Source organism: Sulfitobacter aestuariivivens (assembly GCF_014763045.1).
Classification (GTDB): domain Bacteria; phylum Pseudomonadota; class Alphaproteobacteria; order Rhodobacterales; family Rhodobacteraceae; genus Sulfitobacter; species Sulfitobacter aestuariivivens.
This window is the reverse complement of sequence record NZ_JACTAG010000001.1, coordinates 757,893-771,549: the sequence shown is the minus strand read 5'-3', so window position 1 is coordinate 771,549 and position 13,657 is coordinate 757,893. Positions and strand designations below refer to the sequence as shown.

13 protein-coding genes and 3 tRNA genes are annotated in these 13,657 nt (G+C 60.9%); 5 read left to right on the top strand and 11 right to left on the bottom strand.

The features are described 5' to 3' along the window. The first annotated feature begins 161 nt into the window (after positions 1-161). Complete coding sequence (locus H9Q16_RS03825) at positions 162-1,532, top strand: M20/M25/M40 family metallo-hydrolase (RefSeq protein ID WP_191074028.1); 1,371 nt, start codon at positions 162-164, stop codon at positions 1,530-1,532. Between the two features lie 69 nt (positions 1,533-1,601). On the opposite strand, the gene H9Q16_RS03820 is transcribed toward H9Q16_RS03825, so the two are convergent. Further along, complete coding sequence (locus tag H9Q16_RS03820; RefSeq protein WP_191074027.1) at positions 1,602-2,462, bottom strand: glycosyltransferase family 17 protein; 861 nt, start codon at positions 2,460-2,462, stop codon at positions 1,602-1,604. 173 nt (positions 2,463-2,635) lie between these two features. Next, complete coding sequence (locus H9Q16_RS03815; protein WP_191074026.1) at positions 2,636-3,421, bottom strand: class I SAM-dependent methyltransferase; 786 nt, start codon at positions 3,419-3,421, stop codon at positions 2,636-2,638. A gap of 481 nt (positions 3,422-3,902) precedes the next feature. Between H9Q16_RS03815 and H9Q16_RS03810 the strand changes: the two genes are divergently transcribed. After that, positions 3,903-4,793 carry a LysR family transcriptional regulator gene (locus tag H9Q16_RS03810; protein WP_191074025.1) on the top strand — a complete coding sequence of 297 codons (891 nt, stop codon included), beginning with the start codon at positions 3,903-3,905 and terminating at the stop codon, positions 4,791-4,793. Here the strand turns inward: H9Q16_RS03810 and H9Q16_RS03805 are convergent. Further along, entirely contained in the window at positions 4,790-6,466 is a 1,677-nt protein-coding gene (locus tag H9Q16_RS03805; RefSeq protein WP_191074024.1) for an alkaline phosphatase PhoX, read from the bottom strand. The two genes, H9Q16_RS03810 and H9Q16_RS03805, sit on opposite strands and share 4 nt — an antisense overlap. Positions 6,467-6,567: 101 nt before the next feature. Then, positions 6,568-7,515 (bottom strand): DMT family transporter, encoded by a 948-nt coding sequence (locus H9Q16_RS03800; RefSeq protein ID WP_191074023.1) that lies wholly within the window; start codon positions 7,513-7,515, stop codon positions 6,568-6,570. Positions 7,516-7,586: 71 nt separating this feature from the next. Between H9Q16_RS03800 and H9Q16_RS03795 the strand changes: the two genes are divergently transcribed. Both H9Q16_RS03795 and H9Q16_RS03790 read left to right on the top strand, forming a co-directional pair. Continuing rightward, positions 7,587-8,456, top strand: a complete 870-nt coding sequence (locus H9Q16_RS03795; RefSeq protein WP_343067784.1) for an alpha/beta fold hydrolase — start codon at positions 7,587-7,589, stop codon at positions 8,454-8,456. Between the two features lie 102 nt (positions 8,457-8,558). Continuing rightward, a complete protein-coding gene (locus tag H9Q16_RS03790) occupies positions 8,559-9,551 on the top strand; it encodes an NAD(P)H-dependent flavin oxidoreductase (RefSeq protein WP_191074022.1) in 993 nt (330 codons plus the stop codon). Between the two features lie 252 nt (positions 9,552-9,803). Here H9Q16_RS03790 and H9Q16_RS03785 read toward each other — a convergent pair. From H9Q16_RS03785 to H9Q16_RS03755, 7 genes are all read right to left on the bottom strand, one after another. Further along, positions 9,804-9,880 (bottom strand) — tRNA-Asp (locus tag H9Q16_RS03785). A 100-nt stretch (positions 9,881-9,980) separates the two neighbouring features. Next, a complete protein-coding gene (locus H9Q16_RS03780; protein ID WP_191074021.1) occupies positions 9,981-10,919 on the bottom strand; it encodes a pirin family protein in 939 nt (312 codons plus the stop codon). Positions 10,920-11,150: 231 nt separating this feature from the next. After that, positions 11,151-11,226, bottom strand: a tRNA-Val gene (locus tag H9Q16_RS03775). 43 nt (positions 11,227-11,269) lie between these two features. After that, positions 11,270-11,827 (bottom strand): histidine phosphatase family protein, encoded by a 558-nt coding sequence (locus tag H9Q16_RS03770; RefSeq protein WP_191074020.1) that lies wholly within the window; start codon positions 11,825-11,827, stop codon positions 11,270-11,272. After that, on the bottom strand, positions 11,824-12,405 hold the full coding sequence (locus H9Q16_RS03765; protein ID WP_191074019.1) for a histidine phosphatase family protein: 582 nt from the start codon (positions 12,403-12,405) through the stop codon (positions 11,824-11,826). The genes H9Q16_RS03770 and H9Q16_RS03765 overlap by 4 nt, the downstream gene beginning before the upstream one ends. Before the next feature lie 103 nt (positions 12,406-12,508). Further along, on the bottom strand, positions 12,509-12,976 hold the full coding sequence (locus H9Q16_RS03760) for a YybH family protein (RefSeq protein ID WP_191074018.1): 468 nt from the start codon (positions 12,974-12,976) through the stop codon (positions 12,509-12,511). 86 nt (positions 12,977-13,062) lie between these two features. Then, a tRNA-Val gene (locus H9Q16_RS03755) sits at positions 13,063-13,137 on the bottom strand. 294 nt (positions 13,138-13,431) lie between these two features. Between H9Q16_RS03755 and H9Q16_RS03750 the strand changes: the two genes are divergently transcribed. Further along, positions 13,432-13,620, top strand: a complete 189-nt coding sequence (locus H9Q16_RS03750; RefSeq protein WP_191074017.1) for a hypothetical protein — start codon at positions 13,432-13,434, stop codon at positions 13,618-13,620. Positions 13,621-13,657: the final 37 nt, after the last annotated feature.

Genomic DNA, 13,657 nt, shown 5'->3' with positions numbered 1-13,657 from the left:
TAACCACTGCACGGGGCTCCGGCCTAATCGCGCTGCATCACATCCCTGCGAGCATGAGACCTGTTTTGCGCCACGATCCGATTGCCTTGTGCCGTCCGATGCGGTCAATATGCCGCCAATCTCCGCGCTGGCGGCCCCCGTTCCTGATATGAAAGCACACCATGTCCCTCTCCGACGTCCTCGACCGCATTGATGCCGACCTACCCGCCGCCACCGACAGGCTGATCGACCTGTTGAAAATTCCCTCCATCTCGACCGATCCGGCCTTCAAGGCTGACTGCGACCGCGCGGCGGACTGGCTGGTCGCCGATCTCGCAACGATGGGTGTCACCGCCGAAAAGCGTCCCACACCGGGGCATCCCATGGTCGTGGGCCACGTCGGCGAAGGGGATCCGCATCTGCTGTTTTACGGCCACTATGACGTGCAACCCGTTGATCCGCTTGACTTGTGGGACCGTGACCCGTTCGATCCTGAAATACAGGACACGCCAAAGGGCAAGGTCATCCGCGGGCGCGGCGCGGCAGACGACAAGGGCCAGCTGATGACCTTTGTCGAGGCCCTGCGCGCCTGGAAAGCGGTCAAAGGCGACTGGCCCTGCAAGATCACCTTCTTTCTCGAAGGCGAAGAAGAAAGCGGCTCCCCCTCGCTGGTTCCCTTCATGCAGGAGAACGCGGCAGAGTTGAAAGCCGACGTCGCCATGATCTGCGACACCGGCCTTTTCCAATCCAAGACCCCCGGCATCACCACGATGCTGCGCGGTCTGCTGGGCGAGGAACTGACCATCACCGCCCCCGATATCGACCTGCATTCGGGCATGTACGGCGGCATCGCCCGCAACCCCATCCGCGTCCTCAGCCGCATCATCGCATCCCTGCATGATGAGACCGGGCGCATCACCGTGCCGGGGTTCTATGACGGTGTCCCCGAACTCCCCGACGCGCTTGAAGCACAGTGGCAGGGCCTCGCCTTTGACCACGACCGCTTTCTGGGCGATGTCGGCCTGTCGCATCCCGCCGGCGAACACGACCGCACCCCGCTCGAGATGATCTGGTCGCGCCCCACCTGCGACGTGAACGGCATCTGGGGCGGCTATACCGGCGACGGGTTCAAGACCGTCCTGCCCGCGCAGGCCCATGCCAAGATCAGTTTCCGCCTCGTCGGCACGCAGGATCCGCTGGCAATCCGCGAAAGCTTTCGCAAGATGGTGCAGGACATGCTGCCGCCCGATTGCACGGTCGAATTCTCCGGTCACGGCGCCTCCGCGGCCTCAGGCGCCGACACCTCCGGCGCCATGTTCGAAGAGGCCCGTCAGGCCCTGTCAGAGGAATGGGGCATCCCGGCGGCCTATATCGGCTGCGGCGGTTCGATCCCCATCGCGGGCCATTTCCAAAGCATCACGCAAACCGAACCCATGCTCATCGGCTTTGGCCGCGATGATGATGCCATCCATTCTCCAAACGAAAAATATGACATGGAAAGCTTTCACAAAGGCATCCGCAGCTGGGCCCGCATCCTCGACGCTGTGACCTGAAAACGGGTGCATCCCCCCATCGTTTTGTCAGGCGATGGGGGCCGAACCTTTCGTCTCAACGTCCCGCAATCAAGGGGTGCCGCCCCTGAAGATCAAATCTTCCCACTGCTGCGTGTTGTCCAGAATGATCTGTGGATAGGACGCATCCAGTGCGACGGGCGAAAACCCATCCGTTCCCTGCCCTTGCTCTATTGCACCGCGCTGTTTCAAAAAGGTCTCGGACAGATCGTCGCCGCTATTGGTCATGCTGCTGTGAACAGAGATCGCCCGCGCTTTGTCTACAATCGCACTTGTTCCGCCAAGCCACGTCAAATGCCAGCCCGCATCAGGAACAAGCCGCCGTTTCATGAATTTGCCAAACGACCAGTTTGTCTTGCACGCCCGCACAAAGTCGCGCGTAAATGACGTGACGGGGCCGCGCACCTCCCGAAGGGACTGAAAGCGCGACAGGCTTCCTTTCAGTATACCTCTGGGACTTTGGCGCAGCCATTTTTCAGCCCGCTTGAAATTCAGATAATAGGCGTACCAGTCAAGCTCGAAACACAAGATATCTCTTGGCCCAAGCTGTCGGGTTTTGAGGTCAGACAGAACCTCAGGTCGGATCAGCTCGTCAACGTCGGACAACAAAACAATGTCGCTGGATGATGCAGCCGCCAAACCACGCCCCAGCGCATTGCGCTGGTGGTATTCGCGATCCCAGCTGTTTTGCGTCTCGGGCATGTCATCGATGATAAGATGTTCGATCTTATGCCAGTACGGGGCAAACCGCTCTTTCGCGTCCAGCAGGAACAGCGACTTGCGCTGGCCCTGAAACGTCCGGGTCGCCTCTGCGATGACGAAACGATCAACGCTGTCCCAATGCAGCTGCAAGCGGAGTTCCAGCAATCTCAATTCGTTATAAAAAGTAAAGCAATCGAATATCTTAGGCATGTCCCTTCCCCCAGCGGATGACCCCATGTGCCTGTTCTCTGCCCTGCCAGACCTAAAGCCTGCGCTCGATTTGGTAAAACGCCCTTCGCGCCTCATAGAAAATGATCGACGGGCGCCGCGCCGATCCTGACCCTTCAAACTTCTCTCACCTGCCGCATCGCGGACATGTCAGCCTACCGCGTCCCCCGTACGGCCCATGCGCGCGCGGCCATCAAGATCATCCCATCCGGGTCCGTGGGCAGGGTCTCGATCAGGCGCTCTTTCAATTTCGCGCGTGCTGCATCGTCCAAAGAGGCGCAGTAGCCCGGCGCAGGCGCGATACCAGACAGAAAAGGTGTCCAGTAGTCTTCGAAATCTGCGAATGGCGTCACGACATCAATAGGTGCAGTCGTGACGTCCCGGAGTCCCGCGTCTGAAAACAACGCGGCCAATGCATCGGGGCGGCAAATCGGAAATCGAACGCCTTCATCCTTGTCACGGGCAGCAGGGTCAAGCGCGACTGCCGCGTCCCAAAAGTAGCGCATGAACTGAACGTGGCCCGCATAATCCCACACATAAGCCGCCACCGTCCCGCCCTTTTCAACGGCGCGCATCATCTCGGCCAGGGCCTTGGGTTTGTCCGGGATGAAATTCAGCACCAGCCCCGACACGACCACATCAACAGAGCCATCCTCCAGCGGAATGGTATCACCTGACCCCTGCCGGAACGCGGCGCGCGGATCATCCGTGTGCTGCCGCGCAAGTTTCAAAAAACCCTCTGACGGTTCGACGCCAACAACCGACCTTGGCGCGCACTCCTGCAGGATCTGCGCCGTCAGCGCACCGGTCCCACACCCCAGGTCAAGCCAGCGCAATCCCGCGTCCTGATCCAGCCAGGACAAGAACTTGCGCCCTGTCTTTCTGCTCCACCTCCCGACATACATCTCGTACGCGTCGCCGTCAGTCCATTTGTCCTGCATGCCGGAATCCAGTTTATGATTAATGCAGCACACTACCACAAATCGGCCTATCTGTCCGCAATGGCCGCAAAGCAACCAAACCGCGCCTGTAATTTGGGAAAAAAGGGCCGGTCCACCCGGGAGGAGGATGGGCGAACCGGCCAGTCATAACGGGTTCCGGGAGGAAGGACCGTTAAATCGTTGGACTGAGCGGCGTCAGATCCCCGCTCAGGGCATATCAAATTCCAGTGCCGCCACTTAGGCGACGCGGCGTACGGACCATCTTTCAACTGCCCAAGTCTTGGGCGAACCGCGCGCGAAGCTGCCTGTCTCATAGTCAGTTTGCGGGTTCCCGCGACGGTCAGGACGCGATCATCTTTTTGTGCATTGCTGCGCTGCAGTATTCATGCTGCACTGCAGAGGTAGCGCAAACAGTCCCCTGAACGAAAGCCCTCTGCCACGCATAGGGGCCTTGCCTGCAGGGAAAGGAACGGGTCACACGATGGATGTCTCAAGCCAGATGCTCGCCTTTGTCAGGGTGGTCGAGATGGGCAGCATCTCGGCCGCGTCGCGTGCCAGCGGGCAAACGCCCTCCGCCGTCAGCAAACAGATCGGCCATCTCGAAGATCACGTGGGCCAACGCTTGCTGCGCCGCTCCCGTTCGGGCGTGACCCTCACCCCGGAGGGGCGCGCGGTTTTCGAAAAATGCCGGGCCGTTGCGGAAAAGTTCTTTGAGGCCGAAGAATACATCTCAGCCGTTGATGTTGCCCCAAAGGGCGAATTGCGCGTGGCCGCAAGCGTCGCCTTTGGCAAATACCAACTGATCCCCGCCCTGCCCGACTTTCTGGCGCAAAACCCGGACATCACCCTCTCGCTTGAACTGACCGATCGCTCCATTGATCTGGAGGAAGAACAATTCGACGCCGCAATCAACTTTGCCGAACAACTGACCAACCCCAACGTCATCGTGCGCAAGATCATGCGCAACGAACGCATCCTGTGTGCCTCCCCTGCGTTCCTGGCGCGCCACGGCACGCCCCGCACCTTTGCAGATCTGGCTGACTTCAACTGCCTGCGGACCTCAAACAGCTTTGGCCGCAACGCCTGGGAGGCAACGCTGGACGGCACGCCCACCCGCGTGCACGCCACCGGCAGCTTCAAAGGCAACAGCGCCGACGCTGTATTCAAAGCCGCCCTCGCCGGGCTGGGCATCGCGCGGCTGTCAACCTATATCGTCGCTGACAAGGTCGCGTCCGGCGATCTGGTGCACCTCTTTCCGTCCTATGCTCAGGCCCATGCCGACGTCGCCGTCACTTTTGCAGAGCGCCGCAATCTGGCGCCCCGCATCAGGACATTCGTGGACTTTCTGGCAAACCGCTTTGCCGCGCGCTAGCCTTTGACCATCCACAGCATGTCCACGTCATGCCGCTTGGGCCCGGCGTCTTCGCCTATCAGCAACGTGCCATCGTTGAGGGTGACGATGTTGTCGGGATTGGCCGGCAGATCCGCCACACAGCGCCCCTCGGCATCGGTCTGACCGATGACATAAGGCTCAATCCGCGTGATGTTGTAATCCGCCCCAACGGTCGACACGTAGGTTCCGCCGCACCCTTCGGCATTCAACGCGATATCGCCGCCATTGCTGGTGTCGATCTCGCCTGTTGACCAGTCCTTGTGCCCCCAGCTTTTGTCCATCGTAAAGGCCAGTGCAGACGCCGCGATATAGACCTTGTCACCATGCGTCGTGACCCCTTCCAGCTTGTCCCACTCATTGGTCGCCCCCATGGCAGCCGCCGTGCGCCGCGATTCAAGAAAAGCCGCGCGCGCATCCGGTGCCGTTCCGGCCGCATGGGCGCGGATCGCATCGTCCGACAGATAGCTGGTCTGCCCGTCAACGTAATCGGCAACAGTCACGTCATCATACTCCGCCGCCCAGGCCTCAATCTGTGCATTGTTGCCGTGCCCCAGTTCGATCCACGTGATGTCGAACCCCGCCTTGTCGGGATCGGCGGTGTCGTCCTGCATCATCTTTGCGGCATACAGCGTCCCCGCGCTCAGATCACCGGGATGATCCGCCACGAACTTGAAAAACACGCCACCCGATGCGGTGTTATAGGTCTCGTGGCTGTACACAGCACTGTCGTCGTCCGTCATATAGATCGTCCGGTTATCCGGCATGATCGCTGCGGTCTCATGGCTCAGCCGCCCGGTCGCATAATGCTTGACCAACTGCTCATCATCCGCGGATGCCGCATTGTTGATCTCGATCATGTAGCCATACCGATACGGGTTCGCCATCTTCCCCAGATACTGCGACATGTTCTTGGGCTTGATGTAGTTGATGTCATTGCCGCCCGCAAAACCCGCGCGTTCATCCTCATCATGGTTGTCCGGGTGGTTCCATGTGGCAGAATTGTAAAAGAAATATTCCTCCGCCAGCAGCGGCGTCCCCCAGGGCGTGATCGTGCCCGAACACAGCACCGCCCCCCCATGCACCGAGCTGAGATCCAGCATCTTGGATTGCGACAGATCCGCCTGCCAGACCCCATCCCTGCGGCTGAGCGCCACTTTTGAGATCGCGCTGGCCCCGTCGCGGCCCGCACCTTCCCAGCCCGTGTAGAGATAGGCAGTGTTGGCGCCCGTCGGCACAAACCCGTTGAAATCCGGCGCGTTCGAGACATACATCAACGCCCCCGCCGCGTCATAGACACCCCCGAAAACCTCACCCGACCCCAGCGCATCCCCAGCTTTGCCAAAGGTGACGTACTGGCCGGAATTCACCTGCAGATCAGCGCGCTGATCTTCAGGCGGAATGGGCATGCCGGGGCTGGCGGCGTCAAACCGCGCCACATATCCAACAAGCGCGGCGGGTGCGTCGTCCTTAAAGGTGTTCTTGCCACCCGGATGCTGCGCATTAAGGAAAAGATCCCCAATCGCGTTGGTGGAAATCCCGGTCACCTCCGCCCCGTCCGGCATCGTTGCAATGCGCACCAGCGACATCTCAGCCCGGGAGACGCCGGGCAAAAGGGCGATGGCTGCGACCGTTGCGAATAGATACTTTTTCATGATGGTGTCCCCCAAGACGCTATGATTCCCGTCTCAGTCTAAGGGCAATCGCGCGCGGTCCGGCAAAATTCTCGCAAGACGTGCAGATCAGTGCCAACCGCTCAGGTGCGCCGCGTGGCCTTCACCCGGTCCTCGCGCATGAACACATAGACACCTGCCGCGATGATCACCGCAGCACCGATAAAGACCGTCGGCTCCGGCCATTCGCCAAAAATGCTCCACCCCCAGAACAGCGAATACAGCAGCAGCACGTATTCAAACGGCGCCACGGTTGAGGCGCGGCTCAACCGGTAGGCCTGCGTCATCAGATAGCCCACAACAGCCGACATCACCCCAAGCCCCGCGATGGCCGCCAGATCCCCCGTCTCAGGCCAGACCCATGCCCGCAACAGGAACCGCACGCTCTCATTGTCCGTCCCTTCCGCAAACCGCCCATCACCGGCAACCGCCCAGACACCAAGGCTCACGATCACAAACGCCACCTGCAAATGTATCGCCAGCGCCGAGGCGCGGCTGGTCGCTCCCAGTTTGCGCGTCAGCACCGCCATGCACGCATAGCCCGCCGCCGCCATCACCGGCAGGATCATCACCCAACCAATGTCCCCCTTGCCCGCCAGTTGCGGGGCCATCATCGTCAGCACCCCGGCAAACCCGATCCCCACTGCCGCAAACCGGCGCGGGCCCACCCGTTCCCCCAGCACCGGGATCGACAACAGCGTCACAAACAGCGGTGAGGCAAAGTAAAGCGCCGTCGCCGTGGCCAAAGGCATCGACACGATTGCTGCATATAACGACGTATTGGCAAAAACGATCAGCAGCGCGCGCAGCAGATGCAACCCCGGGCGCCCCGTACGCAGCACCGCAAACCCGCCCTCCATCTTCAGCATGAACAGCGTAAAGAAGACCCCCACCAACGACCGCATCAGCACCAGTTGATGCAGCGAATAGCCCCCCGACAGCGACTTGATCAGCATGTCATTGATGGAAATGAGAAACATCCCCCCCAACATGCAATAGATACCAAGGCGTGAGGATGCGGGCGCGGTCATCCCCCCTCTTACACTTCCCATGCCGAGATTGTTAAGCTGCACTCAACCCAGCAGCGAAAGGTTTTGCCCCCGTGACCCTCCTCCCCGACTTTCAAACCGACGTGGCAGATGTGAACGGCCAGCAGATCTTTTATGCCCGTGGCGGCAGCGGCCCGCCTGTGATGTTGCTGCACGGCTTTCCCCAAACCCACGCCATGTGGCACGCCGTGGCCCCCGCACTGGCGCAGCGGTTCACCGTCATTGCGCCTGATCTGCGCGGCTATGGCGCCAGCTCGAAACCGCAGGACACGGCCCAGTATTCCTTTCGTGAAATGGGCACCGATCAACTGGCCCTGATGACCCATCTTGGCTTTGACACCTTCCATCTCGTGGGCCACGACCGGGGCGGGCGCACCGCGCACCGCATGGCGCTCGACGCGCCTGCCCGCATCGACACGCTCACCGTGATGGACATCATCCCAACTCACCTGCTGCTCAGCGATCTGCGCCAGGACGTCGCCCGCGCCTATTATCACTGGTTCTTTCTGGCCCAACCCACCCCCTTCCCCGAAACCCTGATCGGCCACGATCCGGATACCTATTTTGAGGCCAGCCTGATGGCCTGGGGCAGCACCCCGCTGTCCGACTTTGATCCACTCGCACTTGCCGCCTATCGCGCCGCGTGGCGCACACCAGAGGCGATCCGGGGCATGTGCAACGACTACCGCGCCGCCCTCGACATCGACTTTGACCTCGACGCCGCCGATCTGCACCGCACCATCGACTGCCCATCCCTTGTGATGTGGGGCACAGACGGCGCTATGGGCAAGATGTACGAGGTGGCGGATACATGGGCAGATCGGCTGAGCAACATGCGCAGCACACCCCTGCCCGGCGGCCATTTCTTCGTCGACCAATACCCGACACAGACCGCAACCGCCCTCCTCGACTTCCTCCCGTAGGGTGCGCATTGACTGCGCACCTTTGCCCAACACCCCCACATTGACTTAAGACCCGGCTTTTGCCCGATTTGCCGCACCCGACCGCCAAAGGAGATTACCGCCATGACATCCGATCTGCGCCGAATACTCGACATCGAAAAACCGATCCTGTCCGCCCCGATGGGCGGCGCTGCGGGTCCTGATCTGGTGGCGGCGGTCTGCAACGCAGGCGGCTATGGGGTGATCCCGCTCTGGGGCAAATCTGCTGCTGACGTCGCCCAAGGCATCGCGCAGGTCCGGGCCATCACGGACCGCCCCTTTGCGGTGAACCTCAACCTGTCCTTTCCCTTTGGCGACCAACTGCAAACCTGCATCGACCACAAGATTCATGCCGTTTCCCTGTTCTGGGGTATGGACAGCGATGCCATCTCGACCGCCAAATCTGCCGGTCTGGTCGTCCTGTCTAGCGTCGGCAGCGTGACGGAGGCCAAAGCCGCCGAGGCAGCAGGCGCCGACATCATCGTGGCGCAGGGATGGGAGGCTGGCGGCCACGTCTGGGGCGAGGTGTCGACTTTGGCCCTCGTGCCTGCGGTGGCGGACGCGGTGGATATCCCCGTCGTGGCAGCAGGCGGCATCGCCGACGGACGCGGCATGGCAGCAGCGCTCATGCTGGGGGCGTCAGGCGTCTGGATCGGCACCCGCTTTCTGGCCAGCAAAGAGGCCACAATCCACGACACCTACCGCACCCGTATCCTGAACGCCGCTGAGACCCAAACCGAATGGTATCGCGACCTTTATGATGTTGCCTGGCCGGATGCACCGCACCGGGCGCTCAGGAATGATACCTCTGCCGACTGGCAGGCGGACGGGGCGGCAAACCCCGGCAAACGGCCCAACGAAGATCAGGTGATCGGACACCGCCCTGATGGCACACCGGTTGTCAGGTATCAAAGCTATACGCCGCTGCCCGAAACCACCGGCGATGTCGCCGCCATGTCCCTGTGGGCCGGGCAAGGCGTCGGACTGGTGCGCAAGATCCAATCCGCGTCCGAGATTGTCGATGAAATCTACGCAGGTGCCCGGCAGATCCTCCGCGCAGCACCCGACAGGCTGTGACAGATGCTACAGGTGGTCCGGGCATCTAACTAGGTCCCATTGTAACCCATCCTTCACACTTCCCCGCCGCGCGCCCTGTTAATCTGGCCCTGTCGGTGCCTGTCACCGACGCGGTACCGACGCAATACCGACGTGATACCGACAGCGAAAAAGCCAGCAAACGCAGCATTAACGGACGATTCGCGTTGCCGCGCGCAGGAGCGCCGCAAAACGTTGCTTCCGATTTGTGTTAACCTGAAGGAAATGCAGCGGTGGCGCGGTTGACGGGGCTCGAACCCGCGACCCCCGGCGTGACAGGCCGGTACTCTAACCAACTGAGCTACAACCGCCCACTGCTCACCGTGCTGACGCGCGGTGTTCGGGTCTGATATGGCCGTGGCCCCGCCCCGTCAAGCGGGATTTTGCACCAACCCCGGTTTTTCTGACACCTCACCGCTCAGGGGCCGGAATAAATTCCTGATCGTCGCCCGGCGGCAGCGAAAACCGCCCATGCGCCCAGTCGCCCGCACGCCAGGCTTCCTTGGCCGCATCAATGCGGTCGCGGCTCGAAGCGACGAAGTTCCACCAGATATGGCGTGGCCCGTCCATCGTTGCCCCGCCGAGCAGCATCAGGCGCGCGCCCGTGTCTCCGGCCTTGGCGCTGATCCGGTCGCCGGGGCGGAAAACCAGCATCCGCCCGGCCTCAAACTCTTGCCCTGAAACGATAATTTTTCCCTGCAGCACATAAAGCCCCCGGTCTTCATGATCGTCCGGCAAGGGGATGGACGCGCCCGCCTCCAGCAAGGCATCGGCATAAAACGTCTCGGAATAGACCTTGACCGGCGCGGTCTCTCCGTAAGCCGTGCCAAGGATCAGGCGCACCTCTTTGCCCTCCCCCTCAAGCATCGGCAAGGTGTCCTTTGGCGCATGTTCGAATTGCGCAGCAGCGTCTTCGTGCTTCTCGGGCAACGCCACCCAGGTCTGCAATCCAAAAAGACTGTGAGGTTTCTTGACCATATCCCCGTCGGCGCGCTCAGAATGGGTGATCCCATGGCCCGCCACCATCCAGTTCACGGCACCCGGTTCAATCCACTGATCGGTCCCCAGACTGTCCCGGTGGTGGATCTTGCCCTTGTAAAGATAGGTCACTGTTGCCAGCCCGATATGCGGATGCGGACGCACATCAATCCCCTGCCCCGTCAGAAACTCCGCCGGCCCCATCTGATCAAAAAAGATGAATGGCCCCACCATCTGCCGCGCCTGCGCCGGCAAGGCCCGCCGCACCTCAAACCCCCCCAGATCACGCGCCCGCGGCACAATAACAGTCTCAATGGCGTCCACAGCATCACCGGTTGGGCAATCGGGATCAAGGGCGGGGTTCCAGCTCATGGGTGGTCTCCTTTTGGGCGTATCTCCTCAAACGTAGACCAATTTTGCTTTCCCACAATAGCCTGTCCTGTGCGGACATGCGGAGCGGCTGTGCAGAGCGGGACATCTTTGCGAATACGGGCTGCGATCAAGGTTTCTGAAAGGCGCATACCCCCGACCCAGCCTGACCGCATAGCGTGCGGGCAACCGGGCCATCCAGCTCGAAACCGGTCTCATCAAACTAAAGGGATCTGGTGGGTCGTGAGAGGCTCGAACTCCCGACATCTTCGGTGTAAACGAAGCGCTCTACCAACTGAGCTAACGACCCGCTGCACGCCTCTTAGCGCAAGGCGGGGGCGGGCTTCAAGCCCTCATCTGAGTTGATGCTGGATGCCGTTCTCAAGATAGAACACGATGCCCTGCCCCCCCGCGATATCACGCAGTGCCGTGATGGGTTGACCGGTCAGGATCAGGCGCAGCATCCGCGAGGTGATCCCATGTGTGACCAGAACAGACGGGGCGGTGATCTGGTCAAGAAACGCGCCGCACCGGGCGTGCAGGGCCGCAAACCCCTCGCCCCCGGGGGCAAGCTCATAAAGGTCGAATGCGTCTTGCGCATTGGTTTCTGCGATCAGCGCCGCACGGTCCTGCCCCGCCCAATCGCCCAACCCGATCTCACGCAGAGCGGCGTGGGTCACGATATCAGCCACCAACCCTTCCAGCGCGATGGCGGCGGTTTGAAACGCACGGCCCTGCGGGCTGCTCAGTGCGGTTGACGCCGACAGATCCCGTTGCGCAAGAATGCGGTTTTGCGCCCGCGCCTGCGCCCGACCACGGGAGGTCAGCGGGCTGTCAAAACTGCCCTGCAGACGCCCCTGGGCATTCCACTCCGTTTCTCCATGGCGCAGGATGTAAAGCGGCGGGATCATTCCGGCGCCTCCAGCACGTACTCCTGCCCGTCGCGCAAATGATACACGACCCCCTGGAGGTTGCTGAGTGCCCCGGCCTGCCCCACATCAGCGCCCAGCACATGCGCGCGCAGCACCTGTCCCAATAAACCATGTGCGACGATCACCGTGGGGCCGCTCAGATCACGCAAGAAAGCAAGAATGCGCGCCTCAAATGCCGCAATCCCCTCGCCGCCCTCGGCGGCCTCGTAAATCTCAAGCGCTGAGGGCGCGCACGCCGCCCAATCAGGTTGTGCATCCATGATTTCGGTCCGCAACATGCCCTGCCAGCGACCTGCGTGGATCTCCATCAGGCGCGGATCCGTCTGATAGGATGCGCCGTCCAACGCAATATCCGCCGTCTGGCGCGCGCGCCCAAGCGGCGATACCCAGATCGCGGGGGCTTCTTTCAGCACCGGCGCGATCACGACCGCCTGCCGGCGCGCCTCGGCAATGCCCTGATCGGTGAGCGGGGAATCAAGCTGCCCCTGCAGCCGGTACGCCTTGTTCCACACGGTCTGACCATGCCGCAGAAACCATATGGGAGGATAGATACGCATCGATCAGCGATGTGCGGCATAGGATGGCAGAGGTCAACTGCCGGCACGCCCAAAAACCTGCGGGACCCGGAGCATCACACCACAATGCAGCCGATGCGCGCACTCAGGAGGTTGGCCCAGCCTTATCGTTCCACCCACAAGGTCCAGCCATCGCAACACTTAAACGCCAGTTTCCTTCTTCAAGGACGCAAATGTACAGGACATCAATCGCAGAAATTTCCGATCCGTCAGTCCTGAGCCGCCGCAAGTGTCTGAGTTCTGCCAATCCAGAATACTCAGTAACCATAGTGAAAACGACGTCACCAATCTCGGTGCGATCAAAACCTTCGGCTTCCAAGTCTACAAATTGTAGCTGCAACTTCGATACAAGCGCGGCCTTATCGGGGATGTGCAGAACACCTTCCGGAACGATGTACATGGCGGGCTCTGAAAAGAGCGCCGCCATCCCTTCGAAATCACGCGCGTTCCAGGCCAGTCGATAGGTTTCGACCAGATTGACGATTTCCTTTTCAGACACTGCAATATCCTCCCGTCCTAACATCACGCCAAACGACGACAGTTCGGCGTTCATTCACACCTTGCCAGTGCCGCAGTAAAAAAGATACGTCGCCGCAGCACCGGAACGGGCCGAATTTTATCTACACTAACCGGTTGGAGTGGTGGGTGATAAGAGATTTGAACTCCTGACATCTTCGATGTGAACGAAGCGCTCTACCACTGAGCTAATCACCCGCCGTGGAGGAAGTACCCAAATGCGTGATGCCGTGCAAGACCTTGCCGTATGAAATTCCCGCTTGGGGCCGCATCATACTTGCGGTCGCGTCGCGGTCGATATCATAGGGTTGATCGCGCCGCGTTTTCAATGCCTTGCCGAAGGCTCAGTTTCGGCCCGCGCCCCCCGCGCCGAGGCATACTTGATGCCGAATTGCCGCTAAGTGGAGGCGTTTTTTGGCGCACAATCCATCGCACTTGCCCCCGACACGCCGCTACATATAGTGGCGCTGTCGAATTATAGTGGAGACTCTCATGAAAAAATCTACGTTGGCGATTGCCGTTTCTGCCGCGTTCTTTGCAACCGGGACCTTTGCAGGCTCAGTCGCAGATCCCGTCATCGAAGCGCCGGTTATCGTCGAAGATGCCACCAGCAGCAGTACAGGCACCTCACTGGTTCTTGCCCTGGCTCTGTTGATGAGCGTTCCGGTTCTCACCGACTAACCCCGGATCCGGACCCCATTAAACGAAAACGCCCCGC

Excerpts from the sequence above, each read along its gene's own strand:
- H9Q16_RS03815 (WP_191074026.1), bottom strand. The coding sequence starts at position 3,421 with ATGCAGGACAAATGGACTGACGGCGACGCGTACGAGATGTATGTCGGG.
- H9Q16_RS03790 (WP_191074022.1), top strand. The coding sequence starts at position 8,559 with ATGACATCCGATCTGCGCCGAATACTCGACATCGAAAAACCGATCCTG.
- H9Q16_RS03750 (WP_191074017.1), top strand. The coding sequence starts at position 13,432 with ATGAAAAAATCTACGTTGGCGATTGCCGTTTCTGCCGCGTTCTTTGCA.
- H9Q16_RS03800 (WP_191074023.1), bottom strand. The coding sequence starts at position 7,515 with ATGACCGCGCCCGCATCCTCACGCCTTGGTATCTATTGCATGTTGGGG.
- H9Q16_RS03760 (WP_191074018.1), bottom strand. The coding sequence starts at position 12,976 with ATGAACGCCGAACTGTCGTCGTTTGGCGTGATGTTAGGACGGGAGGAT.
- H9Q16_RS03770 (WP_191074020.1), bottom strand. The coding sequence starts at position 11,827 with ATGATCCCGCCGCTTTACATCCTGCGCCATGGAGAAACGGAGTGGAAT.
- H9Q16_RS03780 (WP_191074021.1), bottom strand. The coding sequence starts at position 10,919 with ATGAGCTGGAACCCCGCCCTTGATCCCGATTGCCCAACCGGTGATGCT.
- H9Q16_RS03765 (WP_191074019.1), bottom strand. The coding sequence starts at position 12,405 with ATGCGTATCTATCCTCCCATATGGTTTCTGCGGCATGGTCAGACCGTG.
- H9Q16_RS03810 (WP_191074025.1), top strand. The coding sequence starts at position 3,903 with ATGGATGTCTCAAGCCAGATGCTCGCCTTTGTCAGGGTGGTCGAGATG.
- H9Q16_RS03805 (WP_191074024.1), bottom strand. The coding sequence starts at position 6,466 with ATGAAAAAGTATCTATTCGCAACGGTCGCAGCCATCGCCCTTTTGCCC.
- H9Q16_RS03825 (WP_191074028.1), top strand. The coding sequence starts at position 162 with ATGTCCCTCTCCGACGTCCTCGACCGCATTGATGCCGACCTACCCGCC.
- H9Q16_RS03820 (WP_191074027.1), bottom strand. The coding sequence starts at position 2,462 with ATGCCTAAGATATTCGATTGCTTTACTTTTTATAACGAATTGAGATTG.